The sequence below is a fragment of the Rhodobacter sp. 24-YEA-8 genome, from assembly GCF_900105075.1.
Classification (GTDB): domain Bacteria; phylum Pseudomonadota; class Alphaproteobacteria; order Rhodobacterales; family Rhodobacteraceae; genus Pseudogemmobacter.
Window position 1 is genome coordinate 486,678 of record NZ_FNSK01000001.1, and the last position, 19,761, is coordinate 506,438.

Annotated in this window: 17 protein-coding genes; 4 read left to right on the top strand and 13 right to left on the bottom strand. The window is 62.9% G+C overall.

Features of this window, described 5'->3' with window-relative positions; genetic code table 11:
* Window positions 1-14: 14 nt before the first annotated feature.
* The 3 genes from sucD to BLW25_RS02405 form a co-directional block, all read right to left on the bottom strand.
* Window positions 15-902: a succinate--CoA ligase subunit alpha gene (sucD, locus tag BLW25_RS02395; RefSeq protein WP_092895998.1), complete on the bottom strand. Its 888-nt coding sequence runs from the start codon at window positions 900-902 to the stop codon at window positions 15-17.
* Window positions 899-2,098, bottom strand: coding sequence for a malate--CoA ligase subunit beta (locus tag BLW25_RS02400; protein ID WP_092896000.1), 1,200 nt, complete (start codon window positions 2,096-2,098; stop codon window positions 899-901). Before BLW25_RS02400 ends, sucD begins: the two co-directional genes overlap by 4 nt.
* Window positions 2,099-2,191: 93 nt before the next feature.
* Window positions 2,192-3,385 carry an aminotransferase class V-fold PLP-dependent enzyme gene (locus tag BLW25_RS02405; RefSeq protein WP_092896002.1) on the bottom strand — a complete coding sequence of 398 codons (1,194 nt, stop codon included), beginning with the start codon at window positions 3,383-3,385 and terminating at the stop codon, window positions 2,192-2,194.
* A 220-nt stretch (window positions 3,386-3,605) separates the two neighbouring features.
* Here BLW25_RS02405 and BLW25_RS02410 point away from each other — a divergent pair, with 220 nt between their 5' ends.
* From BLW25_RS02410 to BLW25_RS02420, 3 genes are all read left to right on the top strand, one after another.
* Window positions 3,606-4,280, top strand: a complete 675-nt coding sequence (locus tag BLW25_RS02410; RefSeq protein WP_092896004.1) for a response regulator transcription factor — start codon at window positions 3,606-3,608, stop codon at window positions 4,278-4,280.
* Between the two features lie 73 nt (window positions 4,281-4,353).
* Window positions 4,354-5,328 (top strand): HpcH/HpaI aldolase/citrate lyase family protein, encoded by a 975-nt coding sequence (locus tag BLW25_RS02415; RefSeq protein WP_092896006.1) that lies wholly within the window; start codon window positions 4,354-4,356, stop codon window positions 5,326-5,328.
* A gap of 3 nt (window positions 5,329-5,331) precedes the next feature.
* Window positions 5,332-6,609: a glycerate kinase type-2 family protein gene (locus tag BLW25_RS02420; protein ID WP_253188176.1), complete on the top strand. Its 1,278-nt coding sequence runs from the start codon at window positions 5,332-5,334 to the stop codon at window positions 6,607-6,609.
* 3 nt (window positions 6,610-6,612) lie between these two features.
* Here the strand turns inward: BLW25_RS02420 and BLW25_RS02425 are convergent, their stop codons facing one another.
* From BLW25_RS02425 to BLW25_RS02450, 6 genes are all read right to left on the bottom strand, one after another.
* Window positions 6,613-7,017, bottom strand: coding sequence for a group II truncated hemoglobin (locus tag BLW25_RS02425; RefSeq protein ID WP_092896008.1), 405 nt, complete (start codon window positions 7,015-7,017; stop codon window positions 6,613-6,615).
* 13 nt (window positions 7,018-7,030) lie between these two features.
* On the bottom strand, window positions 7,031-9,400 hold the full coding sequence (locus BLW25_RS02430; RefSeq protein ID WP_092901369.1) for a trimethylamine N-oxide demethylase: 2,370 nt from the start codon (window positions 9,398-9,400) through the stop codon (window positions 7,031-7,033).
* Window positions 9,401-9,533: 133 nt separating this feature from the next.
* Window positions 9,534-10,424 carry a bifunctional 5,10-methylenetetrahydrofolate dehydrogenase/5,10-methenyltetrahydrofolate cyclohydrolase gene (locus BLW25_RS02435; protein WP_092896010.1) on the bottom strand — a complete coding sequence of 297 codons (891 nt, stop codon included), beginning with the start codon at window positions 10,422-10,424 and terminating at the stop codon, window positions 9,534-9,536.
* On the bottom strand, window positions 10,421-11,311 hold the full coding sequence (gene folD, locus BLW25_RS02440) for a bifunctional methylenetetrahydrofolate dehydrogenase/methenyltetrahydrofolate cyclohydrolase FolD (RefSeq protein WP_092896012.1): 891 nt from the start codon (window positions 11,309-11,311) through the stop codon (window positions 10,421-10,423). Before folD ends, BLW25_RS02435 begins: the two co-directional genes overlap by 4 nt.
* A 48-nt stretch (window positions 11,312-11,359) precedes the next feature.
* Complete coding sequence (locus tag BLW25_RS02445; protein ID WP_092896014.1) at window positions 11,360-11,677, bottom strand: chorismate mutase; 318 nt, start codon at window positions 11,675-11,677, stop codon at window positions 11,360-11,362.
* 156 nt (window positions 11,678-11,833) lie between these two features.
* Window positions 11,834-13,510 (bottom strand): formate--tetrahydrofolate ligase, encoded by a 1,677-nt coding sequence (locus BLW25_RS02450; protein WP_092896016.1) that lies wholly within the window; start codon window positions 13,508-13,510, stop codon window positions 11,834-11,836.
* 460 nt (window positions 13,511-13,970) lie between these two features.
* On the opposite strand from BLW25_RS02450, the gene BLW25_RS02455 reads away from it, so the two are divergent.
* Window positions 13,971-14,921: a 1-phosphofructokinase family hexose kinase gene (locus BLW25_RS02455; RefSeq protein ID WP_092896018.1), complete on the top strand. Its 951-nt coding sequence runs from the start codon at window positions 13,971-13,973 to the stop codon at window positions 14,919-14,921.
* A 159-nt stretch (window positions 14,922-15,080) separates the two neighbouring features.
* Here BLW25_RS02455 and BLW25_RS02460 read toward each other — a convergent pair whose 3' ends face one another.
* From BLW25_RS02460 to gpmI, 4 genes are read right to left on the bottom strand one after another with little or no spacing between them, the layout of a single operon-like run.
* A complete protein-coding gene (locus BLW25_RS02460) occupies window positions 15,081-15,581 on the bottom strand; it encodes an RNA pyrophosphohydrolase (protein ID WP_092896020.1) in 501 nt (166 codons plus the stop codon).
* A gap of 5 nt (window positions 15,582-15,586) precedes the next feature.
* Window positions 15,587-16,927, bottom strand: a complete 1,341-nt coding sequence (locus tag BLW25_RS02465; RefSeq protein ID WP_092896022.1) for a S41 family peptidase — start codon at window positions 16,925-16,927, stop codon at window positions 15,587-15,589.
* A 7-nt stretch (window positions 16,928-16,934) separates the two neighbouring features.
* Window positions 16,935-18,185: a murein hydrolase activator EnvC family protein gene (locus tag BLW25_RS02470; RefSeq protein WP_253188177.1), complete on the bottom strand. Its 1,251-nt coding sequence runs from the start codon at window positions 18,183-18,185 to the stop codon at window positions 16,935-16,937.
* Window positions 18,182-19,717, bottom strand: coding sequence for a 2,3-bisphosphoglycerate-independent phosphoglycerate mutase (gene gpmI, locus BLW25_RS02475; protein WP_092896024.1), 1,536 nt, complete (start codon window positions 19,715-19,717; stop codon window positions 18,182-18,184). Before gpmI ends, BLW25_RS02470 begins: the two co-directional genes overlap by 4 nt.
* Between the last annotated feature and the right edge of the window lie 44 nt (window positions 19,718-19,761).

Below are 19,761 nucleotides of genomic sequence, written 5' to 3' on the forward strand. Positions count from 1 at the left end.
TCCCCCCTTGCGGTTCAGGCGGCGTTCAGCACGCGGGCGATGGTCTCACCGATAACCGAGGGGTTCTCGGCCACGGTGACGCCTGCGGCGGTTAGGATCTCGACCTTTTCGCTGGCGCTTTCGCCAAAGGCCGAGATGATCGCGCCGGCATGACCCATGGTGCGGCCCTTCGGTGCGGTGAGGCCGGCGATATAGGCGACCACCGGTTTCGTCATGTTTTCCTGGATCCAGGCGGCGGCTTCGGCCTCTTGCGGGCCGCCGATTTCACCGATCAGGCAGACGATATGGGTGTCGGGATCTTTCTCGAACTGCTCAAGAATATCGCGGAAACTGGAGCCGTTGATCGGATCACCGCCGATGCCGACGCTGGTCGAAACCCCGATGCCGCGATCTTTCAGCTGCTGTGCCGCCTCATAGCCGAGCGTGCCGGAGCGGCCAACGATGCCAACATGACCGGGCAGATAGATATGCCCCGGCATGATGCCGACCAGTGATTTCCCGGGAGAAATGGTGCCGGCGCAGTTCGGCCCGGTCAGGACCATGCGCTTTTCCTTGGGATAACGCATCATATAGCGCTTCACCCGGATCATGTCCTGGGCCGGGATACCGTCGGTGATGCAGACGCAGTAGCGGATGCCGCCATCTGCGGCTTCCATGATGCTGTCAGCGGCGAAGGGCGGGGGAACGAAGACAAGGCTTGCTTCGGCGCCGGTGGCCTCGACCGCTTGTTTTACCGTGTCAAAAACCGGAACGCCGTGGACGGTTTCGCCGGCCTTGCCGGGCACGACGCCGCCGACGAGGTTGGTGCCGTAATCCAGCATTTCCTTGGCGTGGAACTGCGCCATGCGGCCGGTGATGCCCTGGATGATGACGGGGGTGTTTCTGTCGAGAAAGATGCTCATTTCACGATCCTCATCCGGGTGTTCTGGGTTTTGTCGTTTTTCCAGGCCGAAACAGCGCGCTCTGCCGCTTCCATCAGCGAGGTCGCACGGATGATCGGCAGCCCGCTTTTCGCAAGGATCTTCAGCCCTTCCTCGACATTGGTTCCGGCAAGGCGCACCACGACCGGCACATCGACCGGATTGGCCTGCAAGGCCTGAACCACGCCTTCAGCGACCCAGTCGCAGCGGTTGATGCCGGCAAAGATGTTCACAAGGATCGCCTGGACGTTTTCATCCGAATTCACGAGACGAAACGCCTTCGCCACCCGCTCGGGCGTCGCACCGCCGCCGATATCCAGGAAGTTCGCAGGCTCGCCACCTGCCAGCTTGATCGTATCCATCGTCGCCATAGCAAGCCCGGCGCCGTTCACGATGCAGCCGATATTGCCGGAAAGGCCAATGTAAGAGAGGCCACGATCCGCCGCGCGGCTTTCGCGCGGGTCTTCCTGACTTTTGTCGCGCAGCTCGGCAATGGCCGGGTGGCGGAACAGGGCATTGGTATCAAAGGTCATTTTCGCGTCGAGCGCCAGGATGCGGCGGTCGGCGGTGATCACCAGCGGGTTGATCTCGACCATGGTCGCGTCAAGCTCGGTGAAGGCGCGGTAGCAGCCTTGCAGCGTGCGGACCATCTGCTGGATCATGTCGGTCGGGATCTTCAGCGCAAACGCGATTTCCCGCGCCTGGAATTCCTGAAGGCCCACCGCCGGCTCCACCGTCGAGCGAACGATGCTGTCCGGGCGGTTTGCCGAGATCTCTTCGATCTCCATCCCGCCTTCCGAGGAGGCGACGATCATCACCCGCTGCGACGAGCGGTCAAGCACGAAGCCGAGATAGATCTCGCGCTCGAACGGCACTGCCGCCTCGACATAGATGCGGTAGATGCCTTTGCCTTCGGCGCCGGTCTGATGCGTGACCAGACGGCGGCCAAACATCTCATTGGTGGCGTCCTGGATCTCATGTTCCGAGGAACAGATCTTGACGCCGCCGGCCTTGCCACGCCCGCCGGCATGGACCTGGGCCTTCACGATCCAGCGTGAGCCCCCCATTTCCCTTGCGCGATAAGCCGCCTGTTCGGGGCTGTATGCCAGCGCCCCATCCGGAATTGCGACACCGAAACGGTGAAGAATCTCTTTCGCCTGATATTCATGAATATCCATGCGCGGCCCTCCCTGACCGGTTATGGTTGTGAATTTCCGCGTTTTTCGCGGTTGGTATCTGGCTGCGGGCGATGCCGCAGCCAGGGAAACGGCTTATTCCGCCGCCAGCGCCATCGAGCGCGAATTGGATTTACGCCAGAATTCCTCGGCCGCCGCGACGCCGGAACCGGCCTCGATCGGGATGCCGACATCGCGCATCGACATCTCGGCGCCGCCAAGTGCCATCATCAGCATCAGCTCATTCAGATCGCCGAGATGGCCGATGCGGAAAACCTTGCCGGCCACGACCGACAGCCCGGCGCCCAGCGAGAGACCATAGCGGTCATAGGCGCGCGCGATCACCTGGCGGGCGTCATGGCCCTCGGGCACGACGATGGCGCTGACGGTGTCGGAATGCCATTTCGGCTCTTTCGCGCAGAGCGTCATGTTCCAGGCCGAGACCGCGCGGCGCACGCCTTCGGCAAGGAACTTATGCCGCGCCCAGATATTCTCGATCCCTTCCGCATTGATGCGGTCGAGCGAGGCGCGCAAGCCGCGCAGCATGTTCATCGGCGGCGTATAGGGGAAATAACCGGTCGCATTGGTCGCGGTCATGTCCTTGAAGTCAAAATAGCAGCGGCGCAGCCCGTTGGTTTTCGAGGCTTCCAGCGCTTTCTGGCTGACGCCGATGATTGCCAGGCCCGCCGGCATCATAAAGCCCTTTTGCGAGCCGGCCACGGCCAGGTCGACCCCCCATTCATCCATGCGGAATTCGAGCGAACCGATGGAAGAGATGCCGTCCACGTAAAGCAAAGCCGGGTGATCGCACTGATCCATCACTTTTCGAACACCGGCGATATCCGAGGTCACGCCGGTCGCGGTCTCGTTATGGCAGGCGAGGATGGCCTTGATCTCGCGCTTTTTGTCGGCGCTGAGGCGCTCGGCAAGCTTGTCGAGCGGAACGCCCGTGCCCCATTCGCAGTCGATGGTTTCGACATCGAGACCGAGGCGCTGGCAGAGATCAACCCAGAGCACCGAAAACTGGCCGAAACGCGGTGCCAGAACCTTGTCGCCGGGCGACAGCGTGTTGGTGATCGAGGCTTCCCAGCCACCGGTGCCGGTTGCCGGGAAAATGAAGACCTGGCCGGTTTCGGTGTGGAAGACCTTCTTCAGATCCTGGAACAGCGGCAGCACCAGTGCAGGCACATCGGGCGAACGATGATCCTCCATCGGCACATCAATCGCCTTGCGAATCGCCTCGGGAACATTGGTGGGGCCGGGGACGAAAAGGCCACGGATACCTTGCATAACAGTCCTCCCATGGGGCGGCGTCGGGTTATTCCCTTCACGCCGTGAATAATCGTTGACCTCAGGGAATACTTGTTATGAAAGTTTCACAACGGAACTACCTCCTGCTTTTGGGCTTCCGTTTGGGTGGGAAAAAACCTGCCAGAATGTCTTGATATACGGTTGTATGCAGAAAATTTACCTATCCATGCGGGTAGGTTTCCTAGCGGAAGGGTTGTAAATGCAAGTGCTTAGCCCGGCGTCCCGACAGATCTCGCTTGCGCTGGCGGACAGCAATCCGCTGGTTCTGGGTGCGATGTCCGAGATTTTCGACCGTGATCCCCGATTCTCACTGGTCGCCACCAGTTCAAGCGCCGAAGGGTTTCTTGGTGCGGTGATGCGGGTGCCGGTGGAACTGGGGATTATCGACTGGCGGATCCCCGCGCTTGGTGGCCAGAAGCTGATCGAGGTGCTGCGTGATCAGCCCAATGCGCCCCGTCTGATCGTCTATGGCGATGATCAGAACGGCGAACTGCCGCGAAAGTCGATGATCGCTGGCGCGGCCGGCTTTGTCGCGCGCTCCACCTCGGTCGAGAAGCTGGTCGATACCTGTCTCGCGGTCGCGTCGGGCCAGATGGTTTTCCCCTTTCTCGACGTGCGCGAGCTGCAGACCGATCCGATCCACCAGCTGACGCGGCGCGAAAAATCGCTGCTGGAGGCATTGGCACGCGGGCTGACGAATCGCGACCTGGCGGGCGATTTCGGCATCTCGGCCAATACGGTGAAATTTCACTTGTCGAACCTTTACGAGAAGCTCGGCGTCCACAGCCGTGCTCAGGCAATCGCGTGGTTCTACTCGCATCAGCAGAGCGGCGACGCCGGGGCTGCGCGGCTCGCATTTACGGCGCAGAAATAATATTTCTTGACAGGAAAGTAATTTTCTTTCTCGCATTGGGTCAGCACAGATCACATCCTGAGGAGGATCCACAATGAGCTTTCACCCCATCGAACAGGCGCCCGCACGGCTGAACCGCAGCGAATTGGCGGTTCCGGGAAGCCAGCCGCAACTGTTTGAAAAGGCAGCGCAATCTGACGCGGATGTGGTGTTCCTCGATCTCGAGGATGCGGTGGCCCCCGATGACAAGGCCCAGGCCCGCAAGAATATCATTAAGGCCCTGAACGAGATGGACTGGGGCAAGAAAACCATGTCGGTGCGAATCAACGGGCTCGATACGCATTATATGTATCGCGATGTTGTCGATGTGGTGGAGCAGGCGGGCGAGCGGCTCGACCTGATCATGATCCCGAAAGTGGGCACTGCCGCCGATGTCTATGCTGTCGATATGCTGGTGACGCAAATCGAGGATGCAAAGGGCTATAAAAAGCGAATCGGCTTTGAACATATCATCGAGACCGCGCTTGGCATGCAGAACGTGACCGAGATCGCGGGCGCATCCAAACGCAATGAGAGCCTGCATTTCGGCGTGGCCGATTACGCGGCCTCGACCCGCGCCCGCACCACGATCATCGGCGGCGTGAACCCGGATTATTCGGTGCTGACCGACCCGCTGGAAGATGGCACCCGGGCCGTCCATTGGGGCGATATGTGGCATTACGCGCTGGCGCGGATGGTGGTTGCGGCGCGCGCGAACGGGCTGCGCCCGGTGGATGGGCCGTTTGGCGATTTCTCGGATCCCGATGGCTATCGCGCGGCGGCAAAGCGCGCGGCGGTGCTGGGCTGCGAGGGCAAATGGGCGATCCATCCGAGCCAGGTCGCGCTGGCCAATGAGGTCATGAGCCCGTCCGAGGCCGAGGTCACCCGCGCACAACGTATCCTTGAAGCGATGGCGAAAGCGGCGTCGGAAGGCAAAGGGGCTGTTTCGCTTGACGGGCGGCTGATTGACTATGCGTCGATCCGTCAGGCAGAAGTTCTTGTCGAGAAAGCAAAACAGATCGCAGGGTAAGACATGACCATGGGAGAGGGCGCGGCCCGGGCTGAGATTTCGGGGCTGCGCGAAGAAGCGCGGGCGATGTTCGCGCGTGCGGTTCAGGCGGCGGATCCGGCACTGGCGCTCCGGCGCGCGCTGGAGACTGCGCCCTTTCCTCTGGCGCCCGGGCGCCAGATCGTCATCGCCGTCGGTAAGGCGGCGGTGCCGATGGTGGCCGAAGCGCTGCGGCATCTGTCGCCCGAGGCCGAGGTCATTCTGGTGACGAATTATGAGAATGCCGCGTCCTTGCCCGATGGGTTCGGGCGCGTGCAGGTTTTTGCCTCGGGTCATCCGGTGCCTGATGAGAATGGGCTGCGCGCCGGTCAGGCCGTGATAGCGGCACTGCAAGGGGCAGGGGCGGATGACCGGGTGATCGCACTGATTTCGGGCGGTGGCTCGGCGCTGTTGCCCGCGCCGGTCGAGGGCGTCAGCCTTGCGGACAAGGCCGAAGTGAACCGGCTTTTGCTGGCGGGCGGGCTCGAGATCACCCAGATGAACCTGATCCGGCAGAACCTGTCGCAGCTGAAAGGCGGCGGAATGCTGCGGCTGGCGGCCCCGGCCCCGGTTTCGGCCTGGATCCTTTCCGATGTGATCGGCGATGATCTGCGCACGATCGCGAGCGGGCCGACGGTGGCCCCGCTCGGCGGACGGGCGGCGGCGGGTGACATCCTGCGCAAGGCAGGGCTTTGGGATGCCTTGCCCGAGTCAGTCCGGGCGCATCTGAGTGCTGCGGCAGACGAAACACCGCCACCCGCAGCTGCGCTGAACCGGCTGATCGGGTCGAACCGGCAAAGCCTGGAAGCGATCCGTGACGGCGCAGGCCACCCGGTGGTGATTATTGATCAGCCGCTGGTCGGTGATGTGGGGGCTGCGGCAGAGACGATCCTCGCGGCGGCGGAACAGGCCGCGCCCGGGGATTGCCTGATCTGGGGTGGCGAGACCACAGTGACGCTGCGTGGAGACGGTAAAGGCGGTCGAAATCAAGAGCTTGCGCTTCGTGTGGCGCTTGGGGCCACGCGGATCAGCCGGCCCTGGGTCTTTCTGTCAGGCGGCACTGACGGGCGCGACGGGCCAACCGATGCGGCGGGCGGGCTGGTCGATGCGGGCTCGGCTGCGCGGATGCGCGAAAGCGTCGATCCCGGGCCTTTGCTTGCGAATAATGATTCCAATAAGGCGCTGGCCGCGTCGGGTGATCTTCTGATCACCGGCGCCAGTGGCACCAATGTGGCCGATGTGCAGATCCTGCTGATCGGCTGAGCCTCAGGCGGGAATTCCCGAGGCGGGAAGGTCATTGACCAGCACATGCGCGACCCGGGTGAAGGTCGCGCGCATCCTGTCGACATGCGGGCCGCTGAGCCCGCAATCCAGGATCGCCTGATCCATCAGCGCCAGCCAGTCATCCGCGTCGCCTGCCCGGATCGGGATATGGGCGTGCATCGTCTTCACGTCCATATTCCCATGTTTTTCAAGGTAATAGCGACGGCCGCCCAGGAAGCCCGAGAGAAAATTGAACTGTTCTTCCCGAACATGGCTCAGCCCGTGGCCGCGGAAATGCAGATGCAGGATCTGTCGGCCGCGCGGATCGGTCTCGACCAGATCATAGAAGCGGTTGACGAGGCGCCTGAGCGCCTCCTCTCCGCCGATCTGGTCGAGGATGCTGGTCATTTCGGTTGCGGCCTCACGACTGGGGGCGGGTCTTTTTCGGATCGTAATGCGACAGCGTCACGATCTTCGCAGGCAGGCGCTTTTGCTGCCCGTCAAGCTTGCCGACCTCAACCTCGGTCCCCGGTTCCGAATGCGAGATATCAACGCGGGCCAGCGCGATATTCTTCTTCAGGAGCGGCGAACGCATCGACGAGGTGACCACCCCGATCTGCGCCCGACCGATATGGATGCAATCGCCATGCCCGACCGAGACATTCGAATCGATGTCGAGCCCGACAAACTTATGCATCGGGTTCTCCTTGCGCCGGACCAGCGCATCACGCCCGATGAAATCGTCCGTCTTGCCTTTCAGCGGCACGGTAAAGCCGATGCCGGCTTCGAACGGGTCGGTCTGATCGGTGAAGTCGTAATTCGCAAAGATCAGCCCGGCTTCGATCCGGAGCATGTCCAGCGCCAGCAGACCCATCGGGCGCAGCCCGTGTTCAGGGCCTTTTTCCCAAATGGCGTCAAAGACTTCGCCCGCATGTTTCGGGTGGCACCAGACCTCATAGCCCAGCTCGCCCGTATAGCCGGTGCGCGAGATGACGACCGGGATGCCCTGGTCATGACCGATCCGGCCGACGGTAAAGCGGAACCAGGCCAGCTCCTGGATCTTCGGCTGATGCGGCGGCGTCCAGATCACCTTGTCGAGCAGGTCGCGGCTTTCCGGCCCCTGTACGGCGAGGTTATGCAGCTGATCGGTGGAATCGCGGATCAGCACTTTCAGGCCCAGCTTCTCGGCCTGTTCGCGCAGCCAGGTGCCAGAATATTCGTCCCCACAGACCCAGCGGAAGTTGTTATCGCCAAGTTTGAAGATGGTGCCGTCGTCGATCATGCCGCCATGCGGATAGCACATCGCCGAATAGACGATCTGGCCGGTGGTCAGCTTTTTCACATCGCGCGTCAGCGTATATTGCATCAGCGCCTCAGAGTCCGGCCCGGTGATCTCGTATTTCCGCAGCGCGGAAAGGTCCATGATCACCGATTTCTGGCGCGCGGCGAGGTATTCCTCGGTCGGGCCGGCCTCGGCGAAGGAATTCACCAGCCAGAACCCTTTATATTCCACAAAATTGCGGGTGAGTTTGGACAGGCGGTCGTGGAACCCGGTTTCCCTGGTCATCTTCGGCTCCGAATCTGGGGTCGCGCGGAAAGCGACGGCGCGGCTGAATTTCTGCGTGGCCGCATAGGTGCGGACATGAATGTCGGTCGGGTTCCAGCCATTGGCGGCCGTGGTGTCATCGGGGCAGGCCGAATTGACGCAGACGATGTCGGTCAGGGCGCGCAGGAGGACATAATCACCCGGGCGCGACCAGGGTTCATCGGCATACATGACACCATGATCATCGACGCCGGTGTTGAAGAAGAAGTTCGCAGCCATCCAGCCGCCGCGTGCACCGATACCATGCGGTGCGAGGACCGCATTGAAATTCTCGGTACAGTTCACATGGCCCGGATAGCCGATATCGTCGTAATATTTGGCATAGCAGGCCAGCGAGAAGGCGTCATGACGCCCGCAGGTGTCCTGGATCACCTCGACCAGCGGGGTGAAGTCCTGGTCGTAATATTTCGCGTGCAGGCCCGGCATCGGATAGGCATGGCCCATGACCGAGCGGGTCGCGGTGACGTCCAGCGCATGTTCGATACCGCGATCCAGCTTACGGGCGTCAAAGCACTGGAAATCGGTGCATTGGCGGCCATCGACATCAAGGATCTGGATATATTCGCCGGCCTTGACCACATAGGCCTCGGCCGTGGCCGAGCGCACACGGATCTCTTGCAGCGGATCCGACAGCGGGTCGGGCAGTTCGGATTTCAGCGCGAAATTCGCCGCCGCACGTTTGACAAAGACGGTGAGCGGCGTCGCGGTGTCCTGGCCATCGGGATCCATATCGCCGCCAGGCGCCGCCACCACCAGAAAGCCCTCGCGGCTGGCGGTGAAATCGACCGAGGTGCGCGCGGGGGTATCGGCGGCAAAAAAGCGGCTGGCCTTTGCCCCGGCCAGATCGAGGCCAAGACGCTCAAGCCCCTGGCGCATCCGCGCAAGGCTCGGCTCGCCCGAGGCCAGCAGCGCTTTCAGCCCGCTTGCGTCACAGTCGCCGCCAAGCCCCAGAAGGGCCGGATCGATCCGCCCGTCCTGGCCTGCCGCCAGCACCTCGCAGGGCTGTCCGCCCTCGTCATTGACCACCGTGATCCGGTCGCCGGTGCCGATCCGGATCATCATCGCGCCGGCACCGGGCACCGAATAGCGTTCGGTGCCTTTGGGCAGCATCAGCCCGGCGGGGCGGATGATCTGGCTGGGTCTGGGCGGGCCCGGGATCACATCGGGATAAGCCTGGTCGAGCATCGCATCCTCCATCACGCCATTGGCGTATGCAGAAAATAAGTTTACGCTGAGGAATATTCTAGGCCCGGGCAAGCGCAAGTCAACGGAAACCACAGGCTCTTTTACTGATAAAGCGACCGAAGGGGCGGGGGGCTCAGCTTTGCAGCCAGCCCGCCGCGATCTGGCGTTGATGTGCGGTCACCGCATTGCGCATCAGGATCGCCACAGTGACCGGGCCGACACCGCCCGGAACCGGTGTGATCCAGCCTGCGACCTCTTTGACGCGGTCGGTGTCGACATCGCCGACGATCCGCACAGTGCCATCGGGATCGGTCACCTGGTTGATGCCGATATCAATGACGGCCGCACCGGGCTTGATCATATCCGGCCCGATCAGATGCGCCTTGCCAACGGCAACGACCACCGCATCAGCGCGGCGCGAATGCATGGCAAGGTTGCGCGTCATATGGTGGCAGATTGTCACCGTCGCACCCTCGGCCATCAGAAGAAACGCTGCCGGTTTGCCGACGATCTCGGAATGGCCGATCATCACGACCTCCAGCCCCTTCATCTCGAGGCCGGTTTCACGAAGCAGTTCAACCGCGGCGGCGGCGGTGCAGGGCGCCATCGCCACGTCATTATAGACGATATTGCCGATCGAGGCGGGGTTCATCCCCTCGACATCCTTCAGCGGATGGATCGCCGATTGCAGCGAGCGCACATTGATATGTGCCGGCACCGGACGCTGCAGGATGATCCCCAGCACATCGTCTCGGTCATTCATCTCGACGATCAGGCGCTTGGCCTCTTCCTGGGTGATCTCGGCAGGCCAGAGCTGCTGGTCGAACGGAATCCCCGCTGCCGCAGCGCCCCGCGCCTGGTTGCGCACATAGACCGCCACCTCGGGCGAGGGGCCAATCGAGACCGAGACCAGCCGCCCGATGGGGCGGGTGGCCGAAGCCTCCTGCACTTTGGCCCGAACCTCGGCAAGGAGGCGCTGTTGCACCGCCTTGCCGTCGATGAAACGGTGGTCGCTTACAGTCACGCGGTCAGACCTTCGGGCTCAGGGAGGTTATTGGCGCGGCAGGCTGCCGTCAGCGTATTTGCCAGCAGGCAGGCAATCGTCATCGGGCCAACGCCACCCGGCACCGGGGTGATCGCACCGGCCACTGCGGCGGCGCTTTCATAATGCACATCGCCGACAAGCTTTGCCTTGCCGTCGCGCTCGATCCGGTTGATGCCGACATCGATCACGGTCGCGCCGGGGCGCACCATGTCGCCGGTGATCATCTCGGGGCGACCGACTGCGGCCACGAGGATATCCGCGCCACGGCAGACTTCCGCGAGGTCTTTGGTGCGGCTATGCGCGATGGTCACGGTGCAGCTGTCGCCCAGCAGAAGCTGCGCCATCGGCTTGCCGACGATATTCGAGCGTCCGACCACAACCGCATTCAGCCCTGCAAGCTTGCCATGGTGATCGCGCAGCATCATCAGGCAGCCCAGCGGCGTGCAGGGCACCATCGACTTCTGCCCGGTGCCCAGAAGACCCACATTCGAGATATGGAATCCGTCTACATCCTTCGCCGGATCGATCCGGTTGATCACCAGCTCGGAATTCAGATGGCCGGGCAGCGGCAGCTGCACGAGGATGCCATGCACCGCCGGGTCAGCATTCAGCCTGTCAATCAAAGCCAGAAGATCGGCCTCTGACGTATCGGCCTCCAGCTTGTGCTCGAAGGAATTCATCCCCGAGGCCTTGGTCTGGATGCCCTTGTTTTTCACATAAACCGCCGAGGCCGGATCTTCGCCAACCAGCACCACGGCGAGGCCGGGCACCAGGCCCTTTTCCGCCTTCAGCCGGGCGACATGCGCCGCCACCTGCTCGCGCACCTTTTCGGCAAAAGCCTTGCCGTCGATCACCTTCGCCGCCATCCGATAATCCTTCCTGTGTGACGCCTGGCCCTGTCTGAGCGGGCAGGTTTATCCGTTCCTGTCCCTGAGGCTGTCCGGCCCCAGGTGGCTTTCCTCACGCGCGATCGACCAGTCGATCAGCCGCCGCCAAAGCTTCTCCACCAGGTCGGGGGGCAGGCCTTCACGCGCGGCATGGGCGCGGACATTGGCCACCACTTCCTCAACCCGGGAGGGGATCCGTGCTGGCAGATCCACCCCGGCCTTGATCGACGCCGCCCTGTCGATAAACTGCGCCCTCAGAGCGAACAGCCGGACCAGGTCCTGATCCAGCGCATCAATCCCGGCACGAATTTCCGCCATGGTCGAGCAGTCTTCCGGCTTTTGCATCTCATGCCCTCCGCAAACATCGCCCCTGACTTATGCCAGCAGGCCCTTAGCGAAAAGCCCTCTTCCTCTTGACGTAAATACTCTGTGGGCGGATGGGGGGCGCAAAGCCCCCCATCCCGGTATCATACTGAGCGAAAGCTCAGAACAGAGCCGTGATCAGAACAGGCCTTCGACCTGGCCCGCTTCATTCAGACGGATGGTCTCAGCTGCCGGCACGCGCGGCAGGCCCGGCATGGTCATGATCTCACCGCAGATCGCCACGACGAAACCGGCACCGGCCGAAAGACGCACTTCGCGGACCGGGATCGTATGGCCCTCGGGCGCGCCGCGCAGGTTGGGATCGGTCGAGAAGCTGTACTGGGTTTTCGCCATGCAGACCGGCAGATTGCCGTAACCGGCAGCTTCCCAGGCCTTCAGCTGATCGCGCACCGACTTGTCGGCAATGACTTCGCCCGCGTGATAGATGCGCTTGGCGATGGTCTCGATCTTGGCGAAAAGCCCCATTTCGTCCGGATAGAGCGGTGCGAAGCTGGATTTGCCGCCCTCGGCCAGCTCGACGACTTTCTTCGCCAGATCCTCGATCCCGGCAGAACCCTGGGCCCAGTGCTTGCACAGGATCGCTTCAGCGCCCTGTTCCGCGACATAGGCTTTCACCGCTTCGACCTCGGCATCGGTGTCCGAATAGAAGTGGTTGATGGCAACCACCACCGGCACGCCGAAACCTTTGACATTGGCGATGTGACGACCGAGGTTCGGACAGCCCTTTTTCACCGCATCAACGTTTTCAGCGCCCAGATCGGCCTTCGCCACGCCGCCATTCATCTTCATCGCGCGCACCGTGGCCACGATCACCGCCGCCGCCGGTTTCAGCCCCGCCTTGCGGCATTTGATGTCGAAGAATTTCTCGGCGCCCAGATCGGCCCCGAAGCCGGCCTCGGTCACGACATATTCGCCCAGCTTGAGCGCGGTGCGGGTCGCGATGACCGAGTTACAGCCATGCGCGATATTCGCAAACGGGCCGCCATGGACGAAGGCCGGGTTGTTTTCCAGCGTCTGCACCAGGTTCGGCTGCATCGCGTCTTTCAGGAGCACGGTCATCGCGCCATCTGCTTTGATGTCGCGGCAATAGACCGGCTTTTTCTCGCGGGTATAGGCGACGATGATGTCACCGAGGCGCTTTTGCAGGTCTTCGAGGTCTTTCGACAGGCAGAGGATCGCCATGACTTCCGAGGCCACGGTGATGTCGAACCCGGTCTGACGCGGGAAGCCGTTTGCCACGCCACCGAGCGAGATGACCGCATCGCGCAGCGCACGGTCGTTCATGTCCATCACGCGGCGCCAGGCGATGCGGCGCTCGTCGATGTCGAGCTCATTGCCCCAGTAGATATGGTTGTCGATCATGCAGGACAGCAGGTTATGTGCTGCGGTGATCGCGTGGAAGTCACCGGTGAAATGGAGGTTCATTTCCTCCATCGGCACGACCTGGGCCATGCCGCCACCGGCCGCGCCACCCTTCATGCCGAAATTCGGGCCGAGCGAGGCCTCGCGGATACAGATCACCGCTTTTTTGCCGATGCGGTTCAGACCATCACCCAGACCCACGGTGGTGGTGGTCTTGCCTTCGCCTGCCGGCGTCGGGTTGATCGCGGTCACGAGGATCAGCTTGCCATCGGCCTTGCCTTCCAGCGAACGGATGAACTCCTGGCCGACCTTGGCCTTGTCATGGCCGTAGGGCAGCAGATGCTCCGACGGAATGCCCAGTTTCGAGCCGATCTCCATGATCGGCTTTTTCTTCGCTTCCCGTGCAATCTCGATATCAGACTTGAACGCCATTGTGGCTCTCTCCCGTTGGCACTTTTCCCGCTGATGCATCCTTGTCTCGGATGGCACCAGATTCCCTTAACGCGTCCGGCCCCGGCAGGCCCGTCTCACCGGGCTATGCACCCGGGCGGCGGGCGCGACAGCTCGGCTGACGCGCTATTATTCTCGATAATAAATAGATATTCCTGACGGTCAACAAGTGACAGGTTCACAAACCCAGTTTCGCGCGATTTCTCTCCCATCTGGCGCGCCCCCCAGGTGCCGAGGGCGGTGACACTGCCCGCAAATGTCGCAAGGGCCAGAGAACATGATGTTTATTTGCTCTGTGCGGCTGAAACCGGCAATTCAGTGTAAATTTCCGTAGCCCGCAGACAGAGTTCGCCGATGCGCGATTCTCTTGCCTTCAGACAGGTGGTAGCGCAAACAGTAGCCGTGGCGCCGCAGCAGCAGACCAAAACAAGGAATATCGGCGATGAGCGACCAGGCCCCGATCCTGACCCTGACCCTCAATCCGGCGCTGGATATGGCAACAGATGTGGCCGAGATGCTTCCGGGCTGCAAGCTGCGCTGCTCCGAGCCGATGCTTGATCCCGGCGGCGGCGGGCTGAATGTCAGCCGGGCGATTCTCGCGCTTGGCGGCGACAGTCTGGCTCTGGTGGCGATCGGCGGGCTGACCGGTGACCGGCTTTCGGGTCTCATCCGCGAGGCAGGGGTGACCTTCCTGACGCTGCCCGGCCCGGGCGAGACGCGGCAATCCCTGACCGTCACCGAAGAGATCAGCGGCCAGCAGTTTCGCTTCATGCTGCCCGGACCCCTTTGGGGCGAGGCCGAGCGCAACCGGGTCTTCACACTCCTGCGTGCAACCTCGCGCCCCGGTGGCTATTCGGTCATCTCCGGCAGCCAGCCGCCCGGTGTTCCGGCGGACTTCCCGGCCCAACTGGCAGCTGCGATGCCGGGCTGCCGCGTGGTGCTGGATACATCCGGAAAACCCCTGACCGAGGCGGTGCGGGCACCAATCCCGGGGCTCGAAGTCCTGCGGATGGATGCCGAAGAGGCCGAAAGCCTGACCGGCCATGCCCTGGAAAACCGCGAGGCGACGGCTGATTTCGCGCAAGACCTCGTCCGGCGCGGCGTGGCGCAAAAGGTGGTGGTCGCGCGCGGTGCCGAAGGCAACATCCTCGCCACCGCTGAACGCCGCCTCTTCGCCAATGCCCCTAAGGTTAAAGTGAGATCGGCGGTCGGGGCAGGGGACAGTTTCGTCGCGGGCCTCGTCCTCTCGCTCGCGAGGGGGCAAAGCGATGATGAGGCACTCGCTCTTGCTGCCGCTGCCGCCGCCGCTGCGGTCTCCACTGATGCGACCCAGCTTTGCCGCCCGGCAGATGTCATGCGCCTGCGGCCCGGCGTCACGGTGGTGGAAATCTGAAGAATTTCTTTGCCGTCTGACGACGGCAATGCCTCCGGCGGGGATATTTAGAGACAGATGAAAAACCTTTGCTGCTTTCATCTGTCCTTAAATATCCCGGGGGTAAGCCGCAAAGCGGCGAGGGGGCAGGGCCCCCTTACCCGGCTGCGCGCCCCGAGATCAGGCCAGATGCGGCCGGAACGCCGCCACCACCTGCTCATAGACCGCGCGTTTGAACGGCACGATGGCCGAGACAAGGTCATCGGCCCGGATCCAGCACCAGGACGAGAATTCCGGGTGGGTGGTGGCGATGCCGATCTGATCATCGCTGCCGAGATAGCGCAGCAGGAACCATTTCTGGCGCTGGCCGCGATACTTACCCCCCCAGACTTTGCCGATCAGCTCTTCCGGCAGGTCATAGGTCAGCCAGTCATCCGTCTTCGCGATCTTTTCGACGAGATCGGCGGTCACGCCGGTCTCTTCCCACAGCTCGCGCAGCGCCGCGGCCTTTGGCGTCTCGCCCTCGTCAATCCCGCCCTGGGGCATCTGCCAGGCCAGCCGGTCGGGGGGGCTGGTGGCCCGCCCCCCGTCGATACGCTGCCCTGCAAAGATCAGGCCTTCAGAGTTCACCAGCACGATCCCGACGCAGGGCCGGTAGGGCAGATCCGCCGCCTTCACCATCACAGTCACTCTTCCCGGAGGGTGTTCAGCCCCTTCAGAATATCCACCGCATAGGCGAGCTGATAATCCTCATCGCGCAGTTTGGCGGTCTCTTCCGCATGTTCCTGCTCTTCGAGATAGAGCTTTTTCTCATCCTCGGTCATCGAATCATTGGTGATCGCACCGCGCAGCCCGGCTTCGGTCCGGGGCTGGATTGCCGTTTTGGGCTCAGCCGCGGGGGTGTCGGTCGCCGGATTGGGGCGCGCCGGCTGCTGCACCACGATATCGGGCGAAATGCCGAGCGCCTGGATCGAACGGCCCGAGGGCGTGTAATAGCGCGCCGTCGTCAGCCGCATCGCGCCTTCGTCGCGCAGCGGGATCAGCGACTGGACCGAGCCCTTGCCGAAGCTCTTGGTGCCGACCACCACCGCGCGGCGGTGATCCTGCAACGCGCCGGCCACGATCTCGGAGGCCGAGGCCGAGCCGCCATTGATCAGCACGACCATCGGTTTGCCTTCAGCCAGATCGCCGGCTTTGGCGTTGAAACGCTCGCCGTCTTCGGGGGTGCGGCCACGGGTCGAGACGATTTCGCCCGAATTCAGGAAAGTATCCGAGACGGTGATCGCCTCGTTCAGAAGCCCGCCCGGATTGTTCCTCAGATCAAGGACCACGCCGTCGATATTCTCAACGCCGCCAAGCTCTGCAATGCCTTTTTCAAGTGCGGTTTTCAGATCGCTGGTGGTCTGGTCGTTGAAGGTGGTCACGCGCAGGACCACCGCCTTGCCGACGGTGCGGCCCTTGACCGCGTCAACCTTGATCGTATCGCGGATGACCGAGACGTCGAAGGGCTGATCAGTCCCGACCCGCACGACGGTGATGATGATCTCGGAGCCAACCGGCCCGCGCATCAGATCCACCGCCTGGTTCAGGTTGAGCCCGAGGATCGATTCCCCGTTCACATGGGTGATGTAATCGCCCGCCTGGATGCCAGCCTTGTCGGCGGGGGTGCCATCCATCGGCGAGATCACCTTGATGAAGCCCTCTTCCTGGGTGACCTCGATCCCAAGCCCGCCGAATTCGCCCTTGGTCTGGACGCGCATATCTTCGAAATCTTTCGCGGAAAGATAGGACGAATGCGGGTCAAGCGAGGTCAGCATGCCGTTGATCGCGGCCTCGACCAGTTTCTCGGTATCAACCGGTTCGACATATTGCGCGCGCACACGGTCGAAAATGGTGCCGAACAGATCGAGTTGCTCATAGACCGAACTGTCACGGGAGGCCTGCTCGGCGATCAGGGGACCGACTTGCGAGGTCAGGACCACACCGGCGACGGCACCGCCCACGGCGGCAAGCACGAGTTTCTTCATAAGGACCTCAGTCTCCTGTCGAGGCAGTGGCGGCGAACCATTCGGTCGGATCGACCGCAGTGGCCCCCATTCTCAATTCCAAGTAAAGCGTTTCCGTGGCTTCTGCACCAGCCCCGCTTTTCGATCCGCCCGGTGCAAGCGGCGCCTGTTCGGTGGGGACCGGCACGGATCCGCTGCCGTCACTGCCGCCCATCAGCCCAAGCGGCGCGCCGGTTGCGACAACTTCGCCCACTTCGCCATAAACCGTCCCGAGCCCGCCCAGAACCAGAAGATAGCCGTCACCGAGCTCGAGGATGATCACATTTCCGTAGTCGAGCAGTGGCCCGAGATAGCGGATGGTGCCGGGCCAGGGGGCGGTGACCAGAGCGCGGTCGCGGGTGGCAAGCGTCATACCGGGGCGGCGCACGCCGGCGCCATCGGCTTCATCGGGGCGCCGGATCAGGCTCCCCACCACCGGCAAAGGCAATACACCCATCGCGGTGACAAAGGGGCGCGGTGCCGCGCCATCGGTCGAGGTCTCGATCAGCCCGGCGGCGAAGCTGTCCAGCGTATCGGCGCTTTCCAGCAAGGCGCGCAGGATCACCGGATCATCGGTGAAGCGTTTGGGCAGATCGGTGCGCGCCGAGATTGCCTTTGACAGCGCGGTACGTGCCGCCTGGGCCGAGGCGAGCCCGTCGGTCAGATGCTGTCCGGCCGAGACCTGCAGCGCCCTGAGATCGGCCAGTTCCTGAAGTTCGCGTCGCAGCTGATCGGCCTCGGCCTGGATCAGCGGCGTGACTTCGGCCACCAGCATGCCCGAGCGGGCAGTGCCAAGCGGCCCTGCCGGATGGATCAGCAATAAGGGCCCGCGGTTCTGTTCCATCTGCGCCAGCGCCGAGACCAGCTGCCCCACGCGGTCGCGCTTGGCATTAAAGCGGAGTTTCAGCACTTCCTCGCGTAGTTCTGCCTGGCGCAGGGCTTCGCGCAGCGCGGCGAGGCCTTCCTCATAGGCGCGCACGGTCTGGGTCAGCGCGGCCACCTGGGCGCGGCCCGTGGTCGCTGCCTCCATTGCCGCCACAGCGTCACGCAGCTGACCAGAGGCACGCGCCGCCTGGTCGGAAACCGTCAACCCGGCATCGGTCGTCACTGCTGGCTCTGCCACCGGCAGCGCGGCTGAAATCTCGTCCGGCTCTGCCTCCTGCGCGCAGGTCATCGCGGGCGCCAGCATCAGCGCGAGCGCGAGACCGCCGCAGAGAAAAGAGCCGTGCGCGGATATCATCGCAGGATCAGGCTTTCGCCGGTCATCTCGGCTGGTTTGTCCAGCCCCATTAGATCCAGCAGCGTCGGTGCCAGATCGGCAAGCCGGCCACCGCTGCGCAGATGCGCGCCGCCCTGAATGCCGGTCGGCCCGCCAACCAGGATCACCGGCACCGGGTTCAGCGTATGGGCAGTATGGGGCTGATGCGTGACCGGATCGGTCATCACATCGCAATTGCCGTGATCGGCACAGATCACCATGGCGCCACCGGCTTTTTCCAATGCGGCAAGCGCAGCCGTCAGACCCTGATCCACCGCCTCGCAGGCCTTTATGGCGGCCCCGATCTTGCCGGTATGGCCGACCATATCGGGATTGGCGTAATTCACCACGATCAGGTCATAGCCTTTTTCAATGGCTTCGACGAATTTCGCAGTCACTTCCGGCGCCGACATCTCGGGTTGCAGGTCATAGGTCGCCACTTTCGGCGATTGCGGCATGAAGCGATCTTCACCGGGGAACGGCTCTTCACGGCCCCCATTGAGGAAGAAGGTCACATGCGGATATTTCTCGGTTTCCGCGAGGCGGAACTGGGTCTTGCCCTGTTTCGCCACCCATTCGCCCAGCGTGTTCACGATATCCTGCTTGGGGAACATCGTGGTCATATAGTGGTTATGGGCCTCGGAGTAATCGACCATGCCGAGGCGCGCGACCAGATGCGGGCGGGTGCCGGGGTCAAAGCCGTCGAAATCCGGCTGGCCAATGGCGGCGAGGATCTCTCGCGCGCGATCGGCCCGGAAGTTCAGGAAAAAGAGCCCGTCGCCGTCTTTCATGCCCTGGTAATCGCCCAGGACCGTCGCCGGGATGAATTCATCGGTCACGCCCGCAGCATAGGCCCGGGCAATCGCCTGACCCGCACTGTCTGCCGTCTCGCCTTTGCCATGCACCATTGCCTCATAGGCGGTGGCAATGCGTTCCCAGCGATTGTCGCGGTCCATCGCGAAATACCGGCCGGTGACGGTGACGATCTTCACCGAAGGCGGCAGCGCGGCTTCGATCCCGGCAATCTGGCTCGCAGCGGAAGAGGGCGCCACGTCGCGCCCGTCGGTGATTGCATGGATCACGACCCTGACGCCTTCGGCCGCGATGATCTTCGCGGCTTCGATCAGATGCGCCTGATGGGCATGGACACCGCCGGGCGAGCAAAGGCCTGCCAGATGCGCGGTGCCGCCAGAGGCCTCAAGCGCCGCAATGAACTGCCGGAGCGCCGGCTCCGCGCCGAAAGAGCCCGTCTCGATCGCGAGGTCGATCTGGCCCAGATCCATCGCCACCACGCGGCCCGCGCCGATATTGGTATGGCCGACCTCGGAATTTCCCATCTGCCCGGTCGGCAGCCCGACATCGGGACCAAAGGTCACGAGGGTGGAATTGGGCCGCGTGGCCATCAGGTTGCGGAAGGTCGGGATATTGGCCTGGGCCGGGGCCGAGGTTGTCGGATCCGGTCCGATCCCCCATCCGTCGAGGATACATAAAACGACGGGTTTCGGAACAGACATGCGCGACCTCTCAGGCAGTAACGGGCCAAGTTTTACGCGCGGCC